General features: G+C 61.2%; 20 protein-coding genes and 1 pseudogene. 14 read left to right on the forward strand and 7 right to left on the reverse strand.

Annotation, left to right across the window (positions count from 1 at the left end; translation table 11 throughout):
- Positions 1-53: 53 nt before the first annotated feature.
- On the forward strand, positions 54-680 hold the full coding sequence (locus CHX26_RS09320; RefSeq protein WP_104942128.1) for a GNAT family N-acetyltransferase: 627 nt from the start codon (positions 54-56) through the stop codon (positions 678-680).
- Positions 681-687: 7 nt separating this feature from the next.
- On the opposite strand, the gene CHX26_RS09325 is transcribed toward CHX26_RS09320, so the two are convergent.
- Positions 688-1938, reverse strand: coding sequence for a GGDEF domain-containing protein (locus CHX26_RS09325; RefSeq protein ID WP_104942129.1), 1251 nt, complete (start codon positions 1936-1938; stop codon positions 688-690).
- Positions 1939-2283: 345 nt separating this feature from the next.
- Here CHX26_RS09325 and CHX26_RS09330 point away from each other — a divergent pair, with 345 nt between their 5' ends.
- From CHX26_RS09330 to CHX26_RS09345, 4 genes are all read left to right on the forward strand, one after another.
- Positions 2284-3342: an ABC transporter ATP-binding protein gene (locus tag CHX26_RS09330; RefSeq protein ID WP_199797824.1), complete on the forward strand. Its 1059-nt coding sequence runs from the start codon at positions 2284-2286 to the stop codon at positions 3340-3342.
- The gene (locus CHX26_RS09335; protein ID WP_104942131.1) at positions 3339-4838 is read left to right on the forward strand and encodes an ABC transporter permease; all 1500 of its coding nucleotides are present in this window, start codon (positions 3339-3341) and stop codon (positions 4836-4838) included. The genes CHX26_RS09330 and CHX26_RS09335 overlap by 4 nt, the downstream gene beginning before the upstream one ends.
- 270 nt (positions 4839-5108) lie before the next feature.
- A complete protein-coding gene (locus CHX26_RS09340; protein ID WP_199797825.1) occupies positions 5109-5354 on the forward strand; it encodes a hypothetical protein in 246 nt (81 codons plus the stop codon).
- Positions 5355-5452: 98 nt separating this feature from the next.
- Positions 5453-5743, forward strand: coding sequence for a helix-turn-helix domain-containing protein (locus CHX26_RS09345; RefSeq protein WP_104942132.1), 291 nt, complete (start codon positions 5453-5455; stop codon positions 5741-5743).
- 84 nt (positions 5744-5827) lie between these two features.
- Here CHX26_RS09345 and CHX26_RS09350 read toward each other — a convergent pair.
- Together CHX26_RS09350 and CHX26_RS09355 are read right to left on the reverse strand one after the other, a co-directional pair.
- Positions 5828-6437, reverse strand: a pseudogene (locus CHX26_RS09350) (transposase).
- A gap of 96 nt (positions 6438-6533) precedes the next feature.
- Complete coding sequence (locus CHX26_RS09355; protein ID WP_104942133.1) at positions 6534-7376, reverse strand: hypothetical protein; 843 nt, start codon at positions 7374-7376, stop codon at positions 6534-6536.
- Positions 7377-7722: 346 nt separating this feature from the next.
- On the opposite strand from CHX26_RS09355, the gene CHX26_RS09365 reads away from it, so the two are divergent.
- From CHX26_RS09365 to CHX26_RS09375, 3 genes are all read left to right on the forward strand, one after another.
- Positions 7723-10611 carry a M16 family metallopeptidase gene (locus CHX26_RS09365; protein ID WP_104942135.1) on the forward strand — a complete coding sequence of 963 codons (2889 nt, stop codon included), beginning with the start codon at positions 7723-7725 and terminating at the stop codon, positions 10609-10611.
- Between the two features lie 328 nt (positions 10612-10939).
- Positions 10940-11182: an AbrB/MazE/SpoVT family DNA-binding domain-containing protein gene (locus CHX26_RS09370; protein WP_104942136.1), complete on the forward strand. Its 243-nt coding sequence runs from the start codon at positions 10940-10942 to the stop codon at positions 11180-11182.
- Complete coding sequence (locus tag CHX26_RS09375; RefSeq protein ID WP_104942137.1) at positions 11179-11568, forward strand: PIN domain-containing protein; 390 nt, start codon at positions 11179-11181, stop codon at positions 11566-11568. Before CHX26_RS09370 ends, CHX26_RS09375 begins: the two co-directional genes overlap by 4 nt.
- A gap of 175 nt (positions 11569-11743) precedes the next feature.
- On the opposite strand, the gene CHX26_RS15685 is transcribed toward CHX26_RS09375, so the two are convergent.
- Positions 11744-11974: a hypothetical protein gene (locus CHX26_RS15685; protein ID WP_146107701.1), complete on the reverse strand. Its 231-nt coding sequence runs from the start codon at positions 11972-11974 to the stop codon at positions 11744-11746.
- Between the two features lie 87 nt (positions 11975-12061).
- On the opposite strand from CHX26_RS15685, the gene CHX26_RS09380 reads away from it, so the two are divergent.
- The 3 genes from CHX26_RS09380 to CHX26_RS09390 all read left to right on the forward strand — a co-directional run bounded on the left by CHX26_RS09380 (position 12062) and on the right by CHX26_RS09390 (position 14381).
- The gene (locus tag CHX26_RS09380) at positions 12062-12310 is read left to right on the forward strand and encodes an AbrB/MazE/SpoVT family DNA-binding domain-containing protein (RefSeq protein WP_104942138.1); all 249 of its coding nucleotides are present in this window, start codon (positions 12062-12064) and stop codon (positions 12308-12310) included.
- Positions 12303-12692, forward strand: coding sequence for a type II toxin-antitoxin system VapC family toxin (locus CHX26_RS09385; protein WP_104942139.1), 390 nt, complete (start codon positions 12303-12305; stop codon positions 12690-12692). Before CHX26_RS09380 ends, CHX26_RS09385 begins: the two co-directional genes overlap by 8 nt.
- 486 nt (positions 12693-13178) lie before the next feature.
- Positions 13179-14381, forward strand: a complete 1203-nt coding sequence (locus tag CHX26_RS09390; protein ID WP_104941947.1) for an IS256 family transposase — start codon at positions 13179-13181, stop codon at positions 14379-14381.
- Positions 14382-14873: 492 nt separating this feature from the next.
- Here the strand turns inward: CHX26_RS09390 and CHX26_RS09395 are convergent, their stop codons facing one another.
- Positions 14874-15734: a hypothetical protein gene (locus tag CHX26_RS09395; RefSeq protein ID WP_104942140.1), complete on the reverse strand. Its 861-nt coding sequence runs from the start codon at positions 15732-15734 to the stop codon at positions 14874-14876.
- 12 nt (positions 15735-15746) lie between these two features.
- A complete protein-coding gene (locus CHX26_RS09400; protein WP_146107702.1) occupies positions 15747-16457 on the reverse strand; it encodes a hypothetical protein in 711 nt (236 codons plus the stop codon).
- A 508-nt stretch (positions 16458-16965) separates the two neighbouring features.
- Between CHX26_RS09400 and CHX26_RS09405 the strand changes: the two genes are divergently transcribed.
- The 3 genes from CHX26_RS09405 (at position 16966) to CHX26_RS09415 (ending at position 19842) form a co-directional block, all read left to right on the forward strand.
- Positions 16966-17211 (forward strand): AbrB/MazE/SpoVT family DNA-binding domain-containing protein, encoded by a 246-nt coding sequence (locus CHX26_RS09405; RefSeq protein WP_066525588.1) that lies wholly within the window; start codon positions 16966-16968, stop codon positions 17209-17211.
- On the forward strand, positions 17208-17597 hold the full coding sequence (locus tag CHX26_RS09410) for a type II toxin-antitoxin system VapC family toxin (protein WP_104942142.1): 390 nt from the start codon (positions 17208-17210) through the stop codon (positions 17595-17597). Before CHX26_RS09405 ends, CHX26_RS09410 begins: the two co-directional genes overlap by 4 nt.
- Positions 17598-18111: 514 nt before the next feature.
- A complete protein-coding gene (locus CHX26_RS09415; RefSeq protein WP_146107703.1) occupies positions 18112-19842 on the forward strand; it encodes a hypothetical protein in 1731 nt (576 codons plus the stop codon).
- 31 nt (positions 19843-19873) lie between these two features.
- Here the strand turns inward: CHX26_RS09415 and CHX26_RS09420 are convergent, their stop codons facing one another.
- On the reverse strand, positions 19874-20920 hold the full coding sequence (locus CHX26_RS09420) for a LacI family DNA-binding transcriptional regulator (protein ID WP_104942144.1): 1047 nt from the start codon (positions 20918-20920) through the stop codon (positions 19874-19876).
- Between the last annotated feature and the right edge of the window lie 89 nt (positions 20921-21009).

The following is a 21009-nucleotide window of genomic DNA, read 5'->3' on the forward strand; positions in this document are numbered from 1 at the left end:
TTGGTGGGTTAAAATGTTGACAGTGTCAACCTTCTTTTCCGGCGTCCATGTCCATGAACCACGGGAATAAAACCTCAGAAGTCACCCGCGCGGACATTACCTGCCGTGTGGCCTCAGCGCATGACAGGCAGGCCGTTATTGCCACGCTGGCTGAAGCCTTCGCGCATGAGCCTGCCTTTTCCTTCATCCTCCCCAATCACGCGGCACGAAGCCGCGCACTGATGCGCGCCTTCGGTATCGCCTTCGACCAAGACACAAGAGCCGGCGCGGTATTCCTGACCGATCAGGCCGAAGCAGTAACGCTATGGCGCAGCCCGGAGCAAATGCGCGAAGGTCGCTGGGAAGCCTTGCGCACGCGGCTGCCTTACCTCCTGGCCTTCGGTACCGCGATCGGACGCGCGGCCACCGTCGCTGATCTGATCAAAGCGAACCTGCCCCCTCAGGGTTGCTGGTATCTGCGTTATGCAGGGTCGCTATCACAGCACCGCGGCAAGGGGTTCGGCGGCGCGGCAATCCGCGCCGGACTGGCACGCGCCGACGCGGATCGGGCCAGAGCATGGCTCGAAACAGCCGATGTGAACAATCTCGCGCTCTACCGATCGCTGGGGTTCGAAGTTGTAAAGACCTGGCAGGTGCCCGAAGGCCCGCGCTTCTGGGGGATGATGCGCGCAGCACGATGAGTGGGCTTCAGCCCGTGGCGGTGCGGGCACTCTCATCGCCGGGTGCAGGCGCTTCCAGCTTGGCCCCCTGACCAGCAACCACCCGGTTGCGGCCGCCCTGCTTGGCTCGGTACATGGCCTGGTCGGCCTCGTTAATGCAGTGGTGCAAGGTGACTTCGGGGCGCCAGCACGCAACCCCGAAAGATCCCGAAACCTTCAAGTGGGGCGGCCAGGAAGGATCGGTCAGCCTGGCCAGTCGCTGGCGCAGGCGCTCGGCCACCAGGACGGCCATTGGCAAGGAACACTCAGGCAGCAATAGCAGGAATTCTTCCCCGCCCCAGCGGGCGACCGCACTGTCCCCGCGGCCCAGAACGTCCACCGGCCGTACGGTTTCTAGGATAAGCTCTGCAGCCTTCTGAAGCACGCAATCGCCGCAAGCATGGCCATGCTGGTCATTGATTGCCTTGAAATGATCGAGATCGATCAGGATCAGGCTGATCGGCCCGCTATCCGATGCCGCCCGCAGGCTCTGCGCCACCTGTTCGAACGCACGCCGGTTGTACAGCCCGGTCAGGCTGTCGCGCGTGGCGAGATATTCCGCCCGCTCCAATGCGCGCGTCAGCTCTGCTGCCAGGTCTTCCTTTTCCAGCTGGGTCCGGATCAGCGAACGGTCCTGCGTGTAAACCGCTTTGGCAAGGCTCCACAAAGCAGGAATAAAGAAGACCGTTGCGATCAGCGGGATCGGCCCGATGACGTCGATAAACCATAGTGTCTGCGGCAGCAGAACCGCAAAGAATCCGGCCCCGAAGGCGATGAACCCGTTCCTCCGGGTGGCGATCACCATGCTGGTCACCGATACAGTGGCGATGATGATGACGCACACGAAAGTGGACGCAATATCCTTGCCCAGCGTCGTGGCAACCGGCAACATCAGACTGGCCCACAACGCTCCCGACACGAACGCCATCCCCTGATAGAGATGCCAGAGTCGGTGCTGAGCGGGAGGATCATCATGCGTGCGCAGGCGCGCGCAAACACCCCCCATTGCGGCCATGCAAGCCGCGTTGGCGGCGACAATCCACAAGGTCAGACCAAAGCCGGGCCGGCCAAGATTGCATAGAGCAATGAGCGCCAGCGGAAGCAGGTTGGCCAATTGCCAGCGGGCGATGTTCTCAAGAAAGTAGCGCTGAGAAAGCAGTTCGACCCGGCGCTCCCCACCGTCATCGGCGGCCGCCCGAGATTCAGCAACAGGCGCAGGCTGAGAGGAGATGACACCCATAATCCAAATCTCGTCAATCGTTCCGGCGAGGATTACGGGATGAAGGTTAATTTCAGGTCTATCCGCCTATCGATGAACCCCGGCCGTGGATTTCGAACAGCACAGGCGCAACACGATAGCCTCGTTTCCGACCCTGCGGCGCAAAGAATGAAATCCTGAACCCTGATCCCGCTTCTGCGCGCACAAGCCGTGACATGATTGACCATAGGGGAGGGCCGCTGGCCGCTTCCTTGTGGCCGGCTTCTGGCGAGAATCCCGTCGAAGCGGCCGGCCAGTCTTCGGGACCGCATCGCCACGCCGCCAGTGACCAGACGTGAGCGGAAACGGCACGGCGATTTATCTGGCATGGCCGACAATATCAGAAGTCCCTTGCGGCCTTGTGCCAAGAAATTACAAGGCTTTCGGTATCTTGCCTGCTGTCGGCATCCCCGACGGCTTCATGGCGGCGACCGACCAGAGAAAGCCGAACCCTCCATCATGTCAGTCCTTGAAATCCACCATCTGGCCAAGCGCTTCGACACCGTGCTTGCGGTTGATGATCTGTCCTTTGCTGTTTCCGCCGGCGAGATCTTCGGCTTTCTCGGAGGCAACGGCGCCGGCAAGACCACGACCTTGCGCATGGTGCTCGACATCATCCGTCCGACGTCGGGCACAATCAAAGTCTTCGGGGCAGCGCCGGATCGCCGTGCGACGTCGGCGATTGGGTTTTTGCCCGAGGAACGCGGGCTTTATTCCGCGATGTCGGCAATTGATACGATCGTCTATTTCGGGCGGCTGAAGGGACTGCGCGAACCGCTTGCCCGCAGCCGCGGGATGGAACTGCTCGAACGCTTCGATTTGGCCGAACGGGCGAAAAGCCGGATCGGCGACATGTCGAAAGGAATGGCGCAGAAGGTGCAGTTGGCCACTGCGCTGATTAACGAGCCGGAACTGCTGATGCTCGACGAGCCGTTCTCCGGTCTCGATCCGGTCAATCAGGGGCTTCTCGAAACCGAGATCTTGCGGGCCGCCCGGCGCGGTGCGGCGGTGATCTTCTCGACCCACGTGATGCAGCACGCCGAGCGACTGTGCGACCGGCTGCTGCTGCTCAGGAGGGGGTGCAAGCGGTTTGAAGGTACGATCGCAGAAGCGCGCGCGCAGCTGCCGGCCACTCTCATCGCTATCACCAAGACTGATCTATCCGTCTTGCCCGGCGTCATGTCAGCAGTCGCCGTGTCCGGTGAAGGTGCAGGCGGCGAGGAATGGCGCGAATGGACGCTGACCCTAGCGCCCGGCATCGATCCAGGCACGGTGCTGGAGCACTGTTCTTCGCAGGGTATCGCCTTGCGGCGCTGGGACCACCGGCAGGCGAGCCTGCATGATGTCTTTGTCCAGCTTGTCGGCCCCGAGGAGGTCAAGCCATGAACACCGCCAATATCGGGCTCATTGCCCGGCGCGAAATGGCTCAGATCCTCAAGATGCGCAGCTTTTGGCTGACATTGCTGATCTTGCCCGTAGCGTTGGCAATGGGGCCACTGCTGGGAGAAACCCTTGCGGACACGGATTCCACGCGGGTTGCCGTCATCGACCGTTCGGGCACGGGCGCAGCCAAGGCGCTCGAGGCGCGTTTCACGGCTGACGAAACCCAATACCTGCTGCGTGAATTGTCGCGCTACGTCCAGCGCTATGATCTTGAGGCTGCCGACCGCAACGCTGTGTGGGCCAGGCAGAACCGCTGGTACACGACAAACGACCTCGTCGCGTTCGAGGCAAGCGGTGGGATCGATGCCGCGCTGGCCAAGATCGAGACGGTTCGGCCCGACGGTGTGCCCCGGTTCGAGATTCCGACCCACGATTACCAGTTTGTCCCACCGCCGCCCGCATTGTTGTCCTCCCAGGGCGATGCCTTCTCTGCCGCTGCACGCGGCCTGTTCGCTGATGACCCGGATGACACCAACCCTGAAATCATCGTGATGATTCCCGAAGCTTATCCGGCGGATCGCGCAATCGGAATCTATGCGGGAGATGATGTTCGCGGGAGCTTCATCTCTACGCTGCAGGAAGTGCTGACAGGCGACCTGCGCACCCGCCTCTTGGCTGAAGACGGGGTGACGGGGGAGCGCGCGACACTGGTCCAGACCATAGCGCCGACCATCACCATCGACTCCCCTCCGCCCGGAGGCGGTGCACGCGACGTTCTTCTGGTGCGCTCCACCGTGCCGATTGCCCTTTCCTATATTCTCATGATGAGCCTGATCCTGTCGGGCAGCTGGATGCTGCAGGGTTCCGTGGAGGAACGTTCGAACAAGCTGATAGAAAGCCTGCTGGCCTGCATCAGCCCCGAAGAACTGATGTATGGCAAGCTGTTAGGCGGTCTCGTCGTCGGGCTGATGATGCTGTCGGTGTGGGTGGGCTGCGCCGGTGTGGCCGCCTATGCAACCCAGGGCGTCATTGCCGACATGATCCGGCCTGCGCTGGAGCCGATCTCGTCGCCCGGCATCATTGCGGCGATCATCTTCTTTTTTCTGGCAGGCTACATCATGGTCTCGGCAATCTTCGTGGCCATCGGTTCGATGGCAGATTCGATGAGCGAGGCGCAGGGCTACATGATGCCAGTGCTCTTTGCGATCCTGCTGCCCATTACCTTCCTTTTGCAGGCGGTGGTTGCCGGGAATGACGGGATCATGGTCCAGATCTTCACATGGGTGCCGCTGTGGACGCCATTTGCAGTGCTGGCTCGGTTGGGATCGGGAATCGAGGCATGGGAACTGATCGGTTCAGCCGTGGTGCTTGCCTTGGCAATCATGGTTGAACTTGTGCTTGTGGGTCGATTGTTTCGCGCCAGCTTGCTGGCGACCGGGCAGAAACCGACGCTAGCCAAAGTGATGCACCGGTTAAGGCGCACCCCGGATGCTGGCTAGCCAACCATGCAGATGCGCGATGCCTAGAACTGAACCGCTTGACGCGGTTCCGTCATAGGACGGCTAATTTCTTGAGGCGGTGCAGCGCCTCACGCGCACACGCGTTGGCGCGGATCGGGTCCGGGCCGGTTTTGCCCTTAAGGCGGTTTTCAGTGCCGACGCGGGCGGCTGTCAAAGAGCGTTTTCAGATACCTGCGCGTATGGGCGCGGCGCTGCAAGCGGCTGAGAGAGGGGATTGCCTTCTAGGCGTCATTGACGTACAGACGGCGCGTGCAGTACCGCCCGATCACCGTTGCCGAGACGCAGGCCTTCGCCCGCGCGGCAGCGAAGATATGGAGCGAGGAGGAACTGGCCGCGCTGGTCGATCATGTCGCCCATAACCCGGAAGCGGGCGATGTCATCCCCGGCACGGGCAGGGTGCGCAAGATGCGCTGGGGCCGGCCTGGCAGCGGCAAGCGTGGCGGGGCGCGGGTGTTATCGCCCCGATTGTCCGCTCTACCTGCTGCTGGCCTATGACAAGGCGCAGGCAACGGACCTGACGCAGGACGAGAAGAAGACGGTGGCCGCCTTCGCAGCGACCAGCAAGGCCACAGTGGATTGAAGGAACACAGGCGATGACGGAGTTTGGCAAGGAGCTGATCGCGGCGATGGAAGAAGCCGCGGCCCATGCCCAGGGCAAGGGCACCGTCGCGCGCGTCCACACGATCGAGGTGCCCAACGTGAAGGCGATCCGTGAAGGGCTCGGCCTGTCGCAGCAGGCCTTCGCCAGCGCCTACCATATCCCGCTCGCTACCCTGAAGGGCTGGGAGCAGGGCCGCCGTCAGCCGGATGCCACCGCCAGCGCCTATCTGTCGGTCATCGCAAAGCTGCCCGATCAGGCCCGCGACGTGCTGCAGGCGGCCTGATCGCCCAGCCACATTCAGGCGCATTTTCCCAGACCGGCTGAAGGCTGCGATGCTACGCATCGAGCCGGTATTTGGAGGCCACACCTAATCAGCCGTTAGGCTCATGAGCGATTGTGGCAGCCAGAAGATGACGGTTGCAGCGATGCAGATGGCGGACAAGACCCGAAGGGCGGCGAAGCCGACGTGTTGGCGCAGCGGTGATATTGGGTGTGGATCCGTCGCCAGTCCTTGAGCTTGCCGAACATGTTCTCGACCTTGTGACGCTTGCGATAGAGGGCTGCATCGTGCGGGATGGGCACTTTGTGGTTTGTCTCTGATGGGATTCAGGTAGTGATGCCGCGCTCGGCCAGTGCATGCCGGAACCAGTCGGCACCATAACCCCTATCGGCGAGCAAGGCCTTGGCCCTGGGGAAGGCATCGATCATCAGCTGATCGGGCTTGCTGTCCTTGGCCGCCAGCTCGGCGAAGATCCGGTTGAACACGCCGAGGCGGCTCCAGCGAATGAACCGGTTGTGAATCGTCTTGTGCGGCCCGTAGCCGGCAGGTGCATCACGCCAGCGCAGCCCGTTCCTGATAACGAAGATGATGCCGCTCACGATCCGCCGATCATCGACCCGCGGGATGCCGGCGACAACGGGAAACAGGGCTCAATCCGGCGCGTCTGCGCCTCGCTCAACATCCAGACTTCAGACAACAGCAGCGCCTCCTCAGCGCCGCCATTGGAGCCGAAGGCGTGCAAGGCACATTCAACCGATTGTCTCCAGCACAAGCGATCTAATGGGGCCTGAGCCTAGGGTTTGGGCGCTTCGGGCTCCGCCCTTGCAATCCTCTCGGATTCGACAGCAGCGCGGGCAATGTCGTTGTAAATGCGGCGAGGCGCGGAATTGCGTGAGGCGTTGTAAAGTTCTGCCACCAATGCCCGGTCAAACGAGGTCATCTCTGCTGGCGGGTCCGGCTCGTCAAACAGGGTGAGGATAGTGCGGGCTGGAACGCCTGCTTCATTTGATGGCGCCCCGGTTCCGATCAGCGTTCGCATTGTGATGTAGTCGGCCAATTGGGCAAACGTGAAGCCCTCAGCCGCCTGGCGGGCAATCAGCACCGCTGCTCCCGTGATCTCGGTCGTGACGATCGGATCATTCCGGCCATAGGGCTCGATCCTGATCATCTGGCCGACCTCGATGCGCTGGCCATTGAAATCGCGGACGGCGACACGGTTCCATGCGCGAACAGGCCCGCTCTCGGCGAGCACTCGCTGGCGCTCATAAATCGCCAGATGCGCGAGCTGTTTGGATTCGGCAGACAGCCAGCTCTGTGATGGGCCTGCCGTTGGTGCCATGAAGGCAACCTTGAGAGTGGGTAAGCACGCCGGATCCGTGTTCGCACCGACACCCAATGCGCGGGCGTTCTCCCGGATACGTTCAGCGATGGCCTTAGCCTCATCGGCGGCGAGGCCGAGCACCTGCGGACAAATCGGATAGAAGAACTTTGCGACCGGGTGGCGCATGCGCGGCGGTTGAACGATCTCCTTCGTAAACTCCCGCAGCTCCTCTTTGCGCTCTTTTTCCGTAAGGGGCGGACTGACTATGATCGTCGTCCCCTCAGGCGCGGCGTCCTGTGCCGCTGCTGGGGCCATGCATAATCCCGCGAGGGCAATTGCTAGTCTGATGCCATGCGAACGCATTATCGGCAGGATAACCATCTGACGAACAATCGTAAACTGGGTTCAACGCAAAACATGACCACACTCGGTCCTATTCAGAGGGTCGGCCGCTGGCGAAATCCCCGGTGAACTGCGGGAAAGCTCTCGGGACCTCGCACCGGCCCGACCCATGGCAGTTCGTGCAGGGTCGGACGATGGTCTGCTTTGGTGAGGACCGGATGAGCGGCAGGCGCCGCAGTGCCAGCCTGATTTTCATCGCACGGGAACCCCTCAAAGTCCGCATCATTATGATTGTCGGAGATTTTCTGGAGGAGTTGTGATGGGTCGCGCCACTATCCGTTTTCATCGTGCCGTTTCCGGCCTTGCAGTGACAGCAGCTCTGGTTCTTGCTGCCCCCTCTGGTGTTCTTGCGCAGGAGGCAGCACCGCAGCCGGTGCCTGTCACCAATGGACAGGCGAGCGGTCTTCCGGCGTGGGGCATTGCGGAATCGGAGTTTCCGGCGGATCCCGACATCACCTTCGGCCGCCTGCCCAACGGTATGCGTTATGCGATCAAGCGCAACAGCAATCCCAAGGGCGAAGCCGCCATCCGTTTCACCGTGGCAGTGGGGGCGCGTGAGGAGGTCGATGCCGAAAACGGCGCTGCGCATTTTGTCGAGCACATGGCGTTCAACGGCTCGAAAGGCATTCCCGAGGGCCAATTGCTGCCCATGCTGGAAAAGCTCGGCCTTGCTTTCGGGGCCGATACCAACGCCGAAACCGGGCTGGATTACACCACCTACAAGCTGCAATTGCCGCGCACGGATGACGAAACGGTGAGCACCGCGCTCAAGGTCATCCGCGAGATGGCGGGAGAGCTGACCATCGATCCGGCAGCGGTCGATCGCGAGCGCGGCATCATCCTCAACGAAGCCCAGGTGCGCAACGATCCGAACCGTCGCCGCATTGCGCATTTCTTTCAGGCTGCGCTGCCCGGCTCCCGGATTGGTGAGAGGGTGCGCGCGGACGAAGAGCGGATCCGCAACATCACCCCGGCGCAGCTGCGCGCCTTCTACGACGCCTATTACCGCCCCGAACGCGCCACGCTGGCCATCGTGGGCGATTTCGATGTCGCGGCGATGGAAGCGCGCATCAAGGCGAGCTTTGCCGATTGGCAGGGCGAAGGCCCCGCGCGTGAGGCCTATCGCAGCCCGCTTCCCGGCGGCACCGGCGCGCCCGCCATTGCGGCTTTCGTTGACCCGGCGATCCCCGAGTTCGTCGAACTGCAACGCATCTCGGCGTGGGAGCCCTATGCCAACACCTATGCCGGAGCGCGCGAGGATTATCTGCGTGCCATGGCCGCATTCGCGCTGACCAATCGCCTGAATGCCCTGTCGCTTGCGCCGGATTCGCCGCTGCTTGGCGGCGGGGCCAGCGACGAGGACCTGTTCCGCAGCGCCGAAAGCTTTGGCGTGTCCGCGGTCGCCAAGGACGGTCAGTGGGCCGAGACGCTGGCCCTGCTGGAACGCGAGGTGCGCCGCGCTTCCCAGTTCGGCTTTACGGCGGCCGAGATCGCCGAGGCGAAGGCGAACCTCATCACCAGTGCGAACAACGCGGTTGCACAGGCTGCCGGACGATTCAGCGCCGACCTTGCCGAAGAACTGGTGGAGGCCAGCCTCGACAACGAGGTGCCCACGTCACCTGCATTCAATCTGACCCTGCTTGAGACGCTCAAGGATTCCTTCACCCCCGAAGCCGTCAGCGAAGCTTTCCGCGCGGCGTGGCAGGACGGGCCGACCGTGGTGCATGTCTCGACCAAGCAGCCCATCTCGGGTGAGAGCGAAACCATCGCCGCCGTGCTTGCACAGAGCGCCGCTGTGGCCGTGACCGCGCCGGTCGAGAAGGCAGAGGTGCAGTGGGCCTATGGCGAATGGGGCGCGCCGGGCACGGTGGTGGCAGACGAGACAATCGCCGATCTCGGGATTCGCACCGTGCGCTTTGCCAACGGGCTTCAGCTCAATCTCAAGGTAACGGATTTCGAGCCGGGCAAGGTCATGTACTCGATGCGCGTCGGCGGCGGGTTGGCGCGCTTTCCCAAGGACCGCGAGGGCCTGCGCGAATTGCTGCCGGTGGTCGCCAGCATCGACGGGCTGGAAAAGCACGATGTCGACGAGCTGCGCCGGGTGCTTGCCGGCAGGGTGGTCAGCAACCCGTTTGACGGGGAGATCAACGCGCTGGTTGCCGATGGCCAGACCACGCCTGCCGATCTGAGATTGCAGCTCGAACTGCTCGCCGCACGACTGACGGCGACAGGCTGGCGGTCGGAAACCGCAGCACAGCTTGCCGGAATCGGGCCGGTTTGGGCGGAGCAAATCAAAGCCGACCCGCTTGCTGTCATGTCGCTTGGCCTCGGATCAATCATGGCCGGTGGAGACGGGCGGCTCGGGCTCGAAAATCCCGCTGCGCTGGCGCAGGTCAGCCTGGATGATCTGCGCGCGGTGATCGCTCCGCAGCTGGCGGAAGGCGCCTTGGCAATTGGACTGGTCGGCGATTTCGATCCCGACGCAGCCATCGGCGCCGTTGCCGCGACGCTGGGCGCGCTGCCCCCGCGCCCGGTGCGCAGCGAGACTCTGGCGGGGACGGAGCCGGTGCAGTTCACCGCCGATCGCACCCCGCGTGTCATGACCCACAAGGGCGCAGCCGATCAGGGCGTCATGGTGCTGGGCTGGCCAACAACAGACGCCAGCGATCAGCGCGACCAGTATGCCCGCAATCTGCTGGCCGCCATGATGAGCCTGCGCCTGACCGAGAAGCTGCGCGAGGAACTGGGCGCAACCTATTCCCCCGAAGCCTTCAGCTACACGCAAGCCGACCTGAAGGAGTTCGGCTACTTCGCCGCCTATGCCACCGTCCCGCCCGAAGCGATGGACGAAACGGCCGCCGCCATCCGGGACATTGCCGCGGAACTGGCCGCCCAGCCACCGGCTGCCGATCTGTTCGAGCGTGCCCGCAATCCCGTTCGCGCCAATTTCGAGCGGGCCGAAACGCAGAACGGGGGCTGGCTTGCCATGGCTGCCGAAGCGCAGAGCAATCCGTCGCTGATGGATCGGTGGCGCAAGCGGCTCGCCATTCTCGACGCCATCACCCCGGCAGACGTTCAGGCCGCCGCCCAGCGCTACCTTGCTGGCGAGGTGCCAGTCGAGCTGCGGGTCGTGCCCGAGGCGCCCTGACAAGCTTGGGGTGTGGATCATCAAGCTGCACGCTCAGCGTTGACTTTTCAGTCTGGGAAACGCCGAGATCGTCGTTGAAAACGCTTTCAGCGGGTGGAGCTGAGCGCTCAGCGTTAGGCCGTGAGGTCCTGCTTGTTGGTCGAGCAACGGGCATATCCGATGAGCGTGTTGGTCATTTGTCACGAATGAGCGATCCCTTTCGGGCCATGTGAAAAGTGGCGCCGCAGCGCCTCATCGGCAAAGAAGGGTCATAACTGAGATTTATTGGCACTCGCGGGGCAATGTGCTAATGGGCAATTCATGGCATTAGGCCTTTGGAGTGACATTTATGGGGGTCGAGGTCAGAGTGATGGAAAATGGCCGAATGGTTCTGCCAGCTGCCATCCGGAAGCGGCTCGGCCTTGAAAAGGGCGGGACCGTGATCGTTGAGGTAGGCGACGAGGAGGTAACGCTTCGTTCCGTTGAACAGGTACTCGACAAAGTGAAGGCGACCTTTGCCAAATATGCCGATCTGCCGGGCACGTCGGTCGATGACTTTCTGGCGAACAGGCGCGCGGATAGCGGCGAATGAGCGAGGCTGTGCTCGACGCGTCCGCGCTCCTCGCATTTCTCAAAGATGAGCCCGGCAGCAGCGCTGTCAGGCAGGTGCTGCCGACTTCCGTAATGTCTGCCATCAATCTGGCGGAGGTTGCGACGACGTTCGTTCACGGCGGCATGCCCGCTGACGAGGTTGAGCAGGCATTACGCGAGCTGCCAATTCGCATTGTGCCTCTCGATGAAGATCAGGCTTACCAAGCGAGTGCGCTTCGGTCGCTTACCGCGGACAAGGGTTTGTCGCTCGGCGACAGGTGCTGCCTTGCACTGGCCCGCTGCCTTGGGCTGCCAGCATTGACATGCGATCGGGCATGGGGAGGGCTGCCGCCTGACATTGGGGTTGAAGTGAATCTCGTCAGGTGAGCATCCTTCTCCGGTAGAGCAATTGCGATGCCAGCAGCGTGATGTTTGCGCCTTGTTCTTGCTTAGCGTTGTTTAGCGTACCTTCCGCGCTCTGCCCTTCACCGGCATTGCTGACTCGTGAGAACGCGCCTTATGTAGGTTTTCCGTTCCGTTGCTACTCAACCCCGGCATACGGCTAGCTCAGAAACTGCTTGCCAAACAGCTCGCGATTAGACGACCCCATCACCCAGTTGCGGTCATGAGAGGGATCGAAGCGCGGTCCCGAAAGCTGCCCTGCAGCTTTGGCAGATTGGGCGCCAAATTCCGTGATCAATTTGCCGCAAAAATGCACGCCCATCAACATAGGGGGGCTGACCTCTGGTGCCTGCAAAGTGTCCGGTGAGCGATCCGCTTTGATCACGAGCACCTTTCTCTTCTTCGATGTATATAGCCTTCGCTTGATACAGGAGCCTGGGAAGTGTATCTGACAGAAGATTGTACAGGAAGGTGGCCCATGAACGTGCAACGCGGAAAACTTGTTTCAGGGGGACGGCTGCAATTGCCGGTCGAGATCCGGCGTGCGCTCTCTCTTTCCGATGGCGACACGGTATTACTCGAAGTGGTCGATGGCGAAATCCACGTGCGACCCTATCGGGAGGCTGTGGCCCGGGTTCAGGCAAAGTTGCGCACGTATGTCGAGCCAGGTCGCAGCTTGTCCGACGAATTGATAGCTGAGCGACGGGCTGCCGCAGACAATGAGTGATGCACGCTACATGCTCGATGCCTCCGCAGCGCTTGCGATGATGCTCGGCGAGGCTGGCGGCGATCAGGTTCGAGAGCGGCTTGGTTCCAGCCAGATCAGCACTGTGAATTTGTCGGAGGTTGTTGCCAAACTACAAGAAGCTGGCGTGCCCGACGAGGTCATTAGGTCCAGTCTTGCCGAGCTGAATTTCGATGTACTCGCGTTCGATCAGGGTCAGGCTCTGTGTGCCGGACTACTGCGTGCCTCGACGCGAAGCAACCGATTGTCGTTGGGGGATCGAGCCTGCCTTAGCGCAGCCAAGTCGTGCAATGCAGTTGCAGTGACCACCGATCGGTCATGGGGTCAACTCGAGCTTGATATCGTCGTCGAAGTGCTTCGCTAAGTTCCGCTGTCGACCCAAAATTGGCCGTTCTGGTCCATCGCTCGGTATGTCGGCTTGCGCCGAAATCTGCCGGTCAGCCCGAGCAAAACGGCGGGTCGGCAATGCATCCCTGCCGCAGTCGCTTGGCGGGCTGAAAGATGACGAAAAAACCTGCCGCTCATTCATCCTGCGCTAGGAGCTTGTAAACAACACGAACGCGTGTATCGCCCGACGCTGAGCCTACCCGTTTCGCGGACCGGCTTGCCCTGAGATCAGAACTGCGCTTGGGGCTCCCGCCAGCTCGTTCGCTCGAAACTCGGCCTGCGTCCGCCAATTTGGCCTGTATGCGGGGTCGTGTCCCCGGCCGTGGTGTAGGTTCTGAGGGTTAGCGCTGCTGGCTGGCTGCGCGCTTTCGATATAGCGCTGTAGCAGCCAGCCAGCAGCGCGGGTGGTCACCGCAGTTTTCGGATAGGTTTGGGTTGCGAAGCTCGAACCTGGAGAACCACGATGACCGATTCCTTGATGCACTTGCGCGCGCTGGTCGAGAAGGCCCCCGACGCGGATATTTTGCGCGACATGATCTCGTTTGCCGCCGGGCGGTTGATGGAGATGGAGGTTGGCGGGCTGACAGGCGCTGGCCACGGTGAGAAGTCCGCTGATCGGCTTGTCCAGCGCAACGGCTATCGCGAACGCGACTGGCAGACGCGCGCTGGCACGGTAGAGCTGCGCATCCCCAAGCTTCGCAAAGGCAGTTACTTCCCCGGCTTCCTCGAGCCACGCCGGATGGCCGAACGGGCGCTGACGGCGGTGATCCAGGAAGCCTATGTGCACGGTATCTCGACCCGCTCGGTCGATGATCTGGTCAAGGCGCTGGGCATGGATGGCATTTCGAAGAGCCAGGTCAGCCGCCTGTGCGAAGAGCTCGACGAGAAGGTGAACGCCTTCCTTGATCGCCCGATCGAGGGCGACTGGCCCTACCTTTGGATCGACGCCACCTATGTCAAAGTCCGTCAGAATGGCCGGATCGTATCGGTTGCGGTTATCATCGCGGTCGGCGTCAACAGCGATGGACGCCGCGAGGTGCTGGGCATGGATATCGGGCCGTCGGAGGCCGAACCCTTCTGGACTGCGTTCCTGCGCAAACTGACGCGCCGAGGGCTGCGCGGGGTGAAGCTGGTAATCTCCGATGCGCACGAAGGCATCAAGGCGGCTGTCTCCAAGCTGCTGTGTGCTACATGGCAACGCTGCCGTGTCCACTTCATGCGCAATGCGCTGGCCCATGCCGGAAAGAGCGGTCGGCGCGTCGTGTCCGCGTTCATCGGCACCGCCTTCGCACAGGAAACGCCCGAGGCGGCCAGTCAGCAATGGCGCTCCGTTGCCGACCAGATGCGCCCAAAACTGCCAAAGCTCGCCGCTTTGATGGACGATGCCGAGCCTGACGTGCTGGCCTACATGACGTTCCCAAAGGAGCATCGGGCCAAGTTACACAGCACGAATCCCATCGAACGTTTAAACGGCGAAATCAAACGCCGCACCGAAGTCGTCGGGATCTTCCCCAACGAGGGCGCGATCAACCGCCTGATCGGCGCGATCCTCATGGAACAATCCGACGAATGGGCTGTCCAGCGGGCACGCTACATGACACTTGAAACCATGGCGCCAGTCAGCGACAATCCCATCGTCATGCTGTCAGCTGTGCCTGGCGCATGACCGGCTCAAACCGATGCCGAAATCGGCGGTAGCCCAGATAAGCTACACCACGCCGTGGGACACGATCGTATGCGGTGTGGCGAGCCAGCGGTACGTAGCGTTGCGGCGCAGATACGGTGACAAGTACCACAGTGCACGCACGCATTAACGACGTGGCAAGCGTGTGATTGTATTCTCCTAGGATGCGCGTATATAACGAGCAGCGCGACCCATATGTGTGGACTGGATAGGCCTCGCGCCTATCTGGAAAGCCGTTCGAAGCTCGAGTTGGTTGCTTGCGATCAATGAGAGCGTGTTCGTTGCGGTTAGATTCTGGACTACGTCCGGCCGGGCGCCTCCAGAATGGCCGTGTGCGATCCGTAGGTATGCAGGATTGATCAAGAGCGAATGAATCATTCGTGAGAGACGGTCCAAGGTTGCCAAAGCAAGCGGAAATTCGCCGCCGGAGAGCCATTATGCGCTCCCGGCGGCACCAGTCTCTCTTCCGCTTTTTCAGATTATATAGTCGTTCGGACAGATGTTGACGTGGGTCGGCTTGGGTGGCGTCGGCGTTCCATGACAATTGGGATAATTGGCGGCCAGCTGGGTTACGGGCTGGCAGTCATAGTGGAGATCATGCGCAAAGCTCCCGCCGAACCGACTGCGCGCGGACAGCACGCAATGCGCAGCATGTCCCGGAGCATCGTGTCGAAAATAACCGTGGCGATCGCGCCCCGGACTGCAGAAATAGAGACGCTTGTCCGAGTAACAGCTGTGATCGCTCTCCGGCGGCCTCACACGCGGATGATGGCGTTCGAAATTATTGGCCGCCTTTCTCATGAACTTGGTCACGTCATTAACCGTGCCGAGATTGCGAAACAGGGCATTCAGCATCAAGCGGTGATGGCGAGATGCGAAGTTGCCAGCGGGGAGAAGAAATGGCGAAAGATTGCGGATGTTGGTGAATTCGGCGACTTTGCTCGCGCGAGCACGCAGTTCTTGGGCCTCACCTGCAAGATAGTCCTGATAACCGCGGACCTCGGCCGTTGTCGGTATTCTTTCAAAGTCGTCGGTTATCGGCATTATTGGGCGCACGAGCGCGAAGGGTTGAAACGCATCCACGAACGCCGCGGTGGTCTCGTCGCCATAATCTACGAACGCCAGGGTCAGCGACACCCGCTCAGGCTCGGGCAGCTTAATAATCCGGTCACGCATTGCCTGATGATAACCGCCAGCGTGCTGCTTGGAATAACCGCGACGCTTGACAGGCAAGGCGAATAGTTCGCCCGACGGCGCAAATTTGCGCGGGCCAATCGCTTTCAGGGCATCGAAACCGGGGACGCTAAGGCCAGCGATGACAATATCCGTCTTCATCGAAGCGGTCGGTCAGGAGAGCGGGGTGCGCAGCAAGGTCGCGACGACATCGAGCGAGAGGCTGGTCGACTGAAGCTGCTTGCGATCGAGTGTGGCGATCATCGCATCGAGCAGCGACGTCCCTCCCCGAGCTAACGGCGTTGTCGTCCGTGGCAGCCGCCGCTGTGCAAGGAACCGGTCCTCCGGCAAATCATGTCTTTCCAGCCAAACGCTGATATTGGCCTTGATCGCGGTATCGCGGTTGGGCGCATCGACCGGTGCGATCGCATCCGGCGAGATTGTCAAGGCGCCGTCGGGCACTGCGGCCTGAGCGACGTCGTCGAAGGTGAAAGTATCGGGATCGAGGACCCGCACTTCAGCCGTGAGCGGCACCGAAAACGCGGCCCAGAACCGATAATGAAAGCGCTTCTTAGGCTGCGTTACGGTCTCGAGCGCGGGTACCTCGCCAGGCTCAACGGCTCCAGGCAGTATGGCAGTCACATTGCGGTGGGTGCCGAAACGAACCAGTGTCACGCGTCCAGCTAGTTGCGACTGGATGAATTCATTGAGCCCCTTCCCGGTCAGCCGCTTCAGCGTCCGGAGGTCCTCGCCGAGATCGATCCCGAGCGCGCTCACCAGATAGGGTTGACGTTCGCCCTTACGCGCATCGGTGAGCGCGACGATCATATCTGCAATCCGGGCAAGTTCCTGATCCGCCCCCGAGACTTGCTCCGTTTCAGTCAATTTCACCTCCCTGTCGCGGGCGATCAACGAATCTGACCGCACCGACTACGCTTATACGCACGTCTGGCAGCGCCGCATCCCTAATCGCCCTCTGGACTGTTAACTGCATCGATGGGTGACGTCTCCTTCTGACAAAAGCTGCCGCTCGGCATATCGCGTGCTATGACGGGTTTGTCCCAGATCAAGCCATTCCGTGCCTTCATCCAAGTGCGCGGGGGTGCTCTGTTATGCAGACTGACTCCCCAGCATCAGGAACGCGTGCTTGAACTCGGGAAAGTGTCCGGTGAGCGATCCCTTGCGTATAAGCAACGGCACGGCGCCATCGCGTTTGCGAGAGGTGCACGAAATGGCAACAATATGTCATTGAGGCGCTTTTCGACCGCTGCGACATCTAAGTCTCTATGAGACATATTTATCAACTTGTGCCTGAGTCTGCATTTTGTTGAATTCTCGGAGCATCCTGGCTAGAGTAGGGCTGTCGACCACTTCAGCAGCCTTCGGGGTCCACATGACAGTTCAAGTCAATATAACGCCAAACGGGCGAATGAGCCTCCCGGCTGACATCCGTAAGCGGCTCGGGCTCGTCGGTGGCGGCGCGGTGTATCTGGATGAGACGCCTGATGGCCTTGTGCTGCGAACGGCCGCTCAGGCTGTTGCGCGCGCGCAGGCCTTGGCGAAGCAATACACTGAAGGAAACCCGGATGCGTCGGTCGACGCTTTCCTCGCCAAGCGCCGCGAGGAAAGCGGAGAGTGAGCGAGATCGTATTGGATGCCTCCGCACTCATCGCCATGCTGAAGGGGGAGAAGGGTGCAGACAAGGTCGCCGCGGCGATCGCAGACGCCCGGATATGCACCATCAATTACGCCGAGGTGGTCACCCACTTCATCCATCTCGGCATGCCCGAGCGCGAGGTTGACGCCATGCTCGATCCTCTACCAATGACGATTGTGCCGACCGACAAGGCCCTGGCGCAATTGGCGGGGCGGTTGCGGGCTGTCACTGCTGATCACGGGCTTTCGCTTGGCGATCGCTTCTGTCTTGCGCTGGCGCAGCGTGACGGTCTGCCAGCGTGGACCAGCGATCAGAGGTGGAAGGCAGTCGGCGCTGCCGCCAAAGCCAAGGTCGTTGCTATTCGATGATGTCCAGCGGGAAGGGCAGGGCTGTTGTCACTTGACCGGTGATGAGCTGCCATACTCCTGTCTGGCTGCTTCGGCGGGGTTCGTCCCCAAAAGCGGAAATTCGCAAACCGACCCCAATTCGGTCATTCGCCACACCCCGTCCCGGGCTTGACCCGGGACCCAGCTTTTTCCGGCTCCGACGCGAGAAAGCAGCGGGGCTCCGGGTCAAGTCCGGGGCGGGGTGAAATGGCCAAAATCACCCACTTCCGGTCATTGCACAGCCCTACCTCCGATCCCGAAAGCGGTATTGCGGCTTTGCCCTGATCCTGAAAAATTCCTGCCATTCTGAAAGCGACCCCGAAACCGACGAAACTAGCCACGGTTGATGCGCGCTCGGCGGGCGGGCGAAACTGGTGTCGGCCTTATCCGAATATCTTGGGAGAAGATTGACACCGGTAGCATAAAAGTGAAAACTTAGACCTCAAAATGAGGCACTGCCGCTGGACGGGGCCGATTGAGTAGAGGTTTGAGGGGTATGGCGTTCCGGGATTGGACACGGTTAAGTCGATCGGGCCTGACCACCATCGGTGCCATTGCGATTCTCCTGGTCGCGTCTGCGCCCGGCGTTGCAACATCGTCCCGTTCGCCACGCCTGTTGGAGGCTGCCCGGAGCGGACAACCGGACTTTAGCTATGCCGGTTACGGCTTTGGACTGACACCCTTGCCAACCGCGACGGGCACGATCATCGACGCAACCCAGCACGGGGTGGTTCCCGATGACGGGAAGGACGACGCCAAGGCGCTGCTGCGCGCGATTGCAGCTGCGGATGCGGTTGAGGGCAAGGTCACGTTGCAATTGCCGTCCGGCCGTATCCAGATCGGCGAGGTCATTCCGCTGGAACGCAGCAATTTCACTTTGCGCGGAGCAGGTTCGGGAGCAGACGGCACGGAACTCTATTTTCCCCGGCCGCTGAATATCGTCGACGATCCGATGCGCCAGGATGAGCTGCGCGATTATCTCAGGCGCGAGAACAAGTATGAGGTGAACGCCGATCAGAACATCAACTTCTTGTTCAGCGAATATAGCTGGTCCGGTGCATTTCTGCTTGTCGGGCCGAAAAAGGACCGGTCGGTGTCCTATGATCCGGCAAAGGATCGCCGTATGCCGGTCCTGGCCGATCCGGTGTTGGGCAAGCAATTCGACCGGAAGATCAAAGTCAAAGACACCTCTAAGCTAAAGGTCGGGCAGGTGGTGCAGGTCCAATGGTATTCGGTCGATGGCCCGGACAGCGGGATCTTGCGTTCGATGTATGGCGATCTGTCTGACTGGAACGAGAGCGAAGCGGGGACCGCGGCCCCGCTCACGATCGGATCGCATCACTGGACTTTCGCCAACCGGCCAGTCGTGGCGCAGCCGACCCGGGTCACAGCGATCAAGGGCAATGATGTGACCATCGGCGACCCTCTGCTGCATGGCATCTCACCAACGCAGCCTGCGGTGATCGCTTCATGGCACCATCTTGAAGCGGTCGGAATCGAGGCGATGAGGCTGACCTTCCCCGACAATCCCTGGTTCGGCCATCATCTGGAGGCGGGCTATAACGGGATTTACCTCACCGGACTGTTCGACGGCTGGGTACGTGATGTCGAAATCCGCAACGCCGACAGCGGCATCCTGACGGACAATGCAGGGTCGATAACCATCGACAAAGTGCGCACTACTGGTGAGCATAAGGCGCATTACACAGTCCATGTCGGTGCTGTGCATAATGTGCTGGTGCGCGATCTCGTGGTCGAAAACCCGTCGGTTCACCCGGTCAGTGTCAATACGCGGTCGACCCGCTCCGTGTTCCTGCGCGCAAAGGTGCGCCGCGATGCAATCATCGATCAGCATTCGGGATCGAACCATCAGAACCTGTTCGATCAACTCACGATGCATGTGGTACCGCGCCGCACCGCCTCGGGATGGAGCTACCGCCTGTGGGAAGGCGGGGGTGCGCCATACTGGAAGCCGGGCCATGGGCTGTTTAACACCCATTGGAACCTGAAACTGGTGTTTCCCGACAGCGTGCCGGATGACGCGGTCGTTGGTATCACCAGTGGGCTGGAGGGCCCGGGCGCGCGTATTGTTGGCCTTCACGGCAATCGCTCGGTCATGCTGGATTATCGGCCTGCGCCTTATGCCGAAATGCTGAACGAGGCGGTTGTTTCTGCCCCATCGTTATACGAGCACCAACTCGCCATGAGGCGTGCGCGGATGCGATAAGCAGTGACGCCTTGCGCAGCAGATCGCGCAGTTATGCGCCCGATAGCGGCGGCGCGATAGACGAGCGTTCGATCAGTTCGGATGGCAAGTGGACGGAATCGCCCGAGAAGCGCCGCTGCGGGAGAAAATCGCCCAACAGCTTTTCCGCCGCCAGCATGCCCATATCGCGGATCGGCCATCGGACCGTGGTCAGTGATGGCCATACATGTGTGGCGGTGGGCGAATCGTCGAAACCCACCAGCGAAAGGTCGCGCGGGATCTGGAGATTGCGTTCAAATGCGGCGTGCATGACGCCGGCAGCCATTTCGTCATTACTGGCAAAGATTGCCGTCGGGCGCGGATCAAGTCCCAGCAGCAGTCGCCCGGCCGAGCGTCCGGATTCAAAGCGATAATCGCCCTGCGCGCAATATTCTGGGGACACGGGTATGCCCGCCGCCGCCAGCGCCGCGTGAAAACCAAGCTCGCGTTCTGCCGCAGAACGAAATCCCTGCGGCCCGCGCACAAAACCGATCCGCCGGTGCCCCATCGCGATCAACAGCTGACAGGCCTCAGTCACGGCAATCCTGTCGGTGGAGGTGACGCTGTGACGATCATCATCAAGCGCTGCTGACCCGACGCGAACGAACCGCACACCCATTGATCGGAAAACGACCGCGATCTCGTCGCGTTCAGAGATGGGTGGCAGGACAATCACCCCAATAGGCCGCTGTTTCCGCAGGAACGCTTCAATGTCATCGAGCAGGGAAGGGGAGTTGCGGTCCACCGGACGGACCATCAAGCCAAGTTCGCTGTCCCGGATAGCATCGAGGATGCCGCGCTCGAAAATCTGCACTGTCTGGGCGTTGGGGTTATCGTGCAGCAGGACCACCGTAAAATTGCGGCCAAGCGCAAGCGCGCGGGCTTGCGGATTGGGGACATAGCCAAGTTCAACGATCGCCTGTTCTACCCGGTCTCGCGTCGCCACTTTCAGTCCGGGCAAGCCATTGATGAACCGACTTACAGTTTTCTTGGAGACGCCAGCCAGTGACGCCACGTCGTTGATTGTCGGGTCGCGGTTACTGCGGTCTTGAGCGCTCATGGTAGCCTTCGCTTGTTCCGGATGAACCCCCAAGGTCAAGCGAAATAGTCGCAGCGGTGCGATCAGCAGGAGCCTTTGCCCCACAATTG

The sequence above is a fragment of the Porphyrobacter sp. HT-58-2 genome (assembly GCF_002952215.1).
Lineage (GTDB): Bacteria > Pseudomonadota > Alphaproteobacteria > Sphingomonadales > Sphingomonadaceae > Erythrobacter.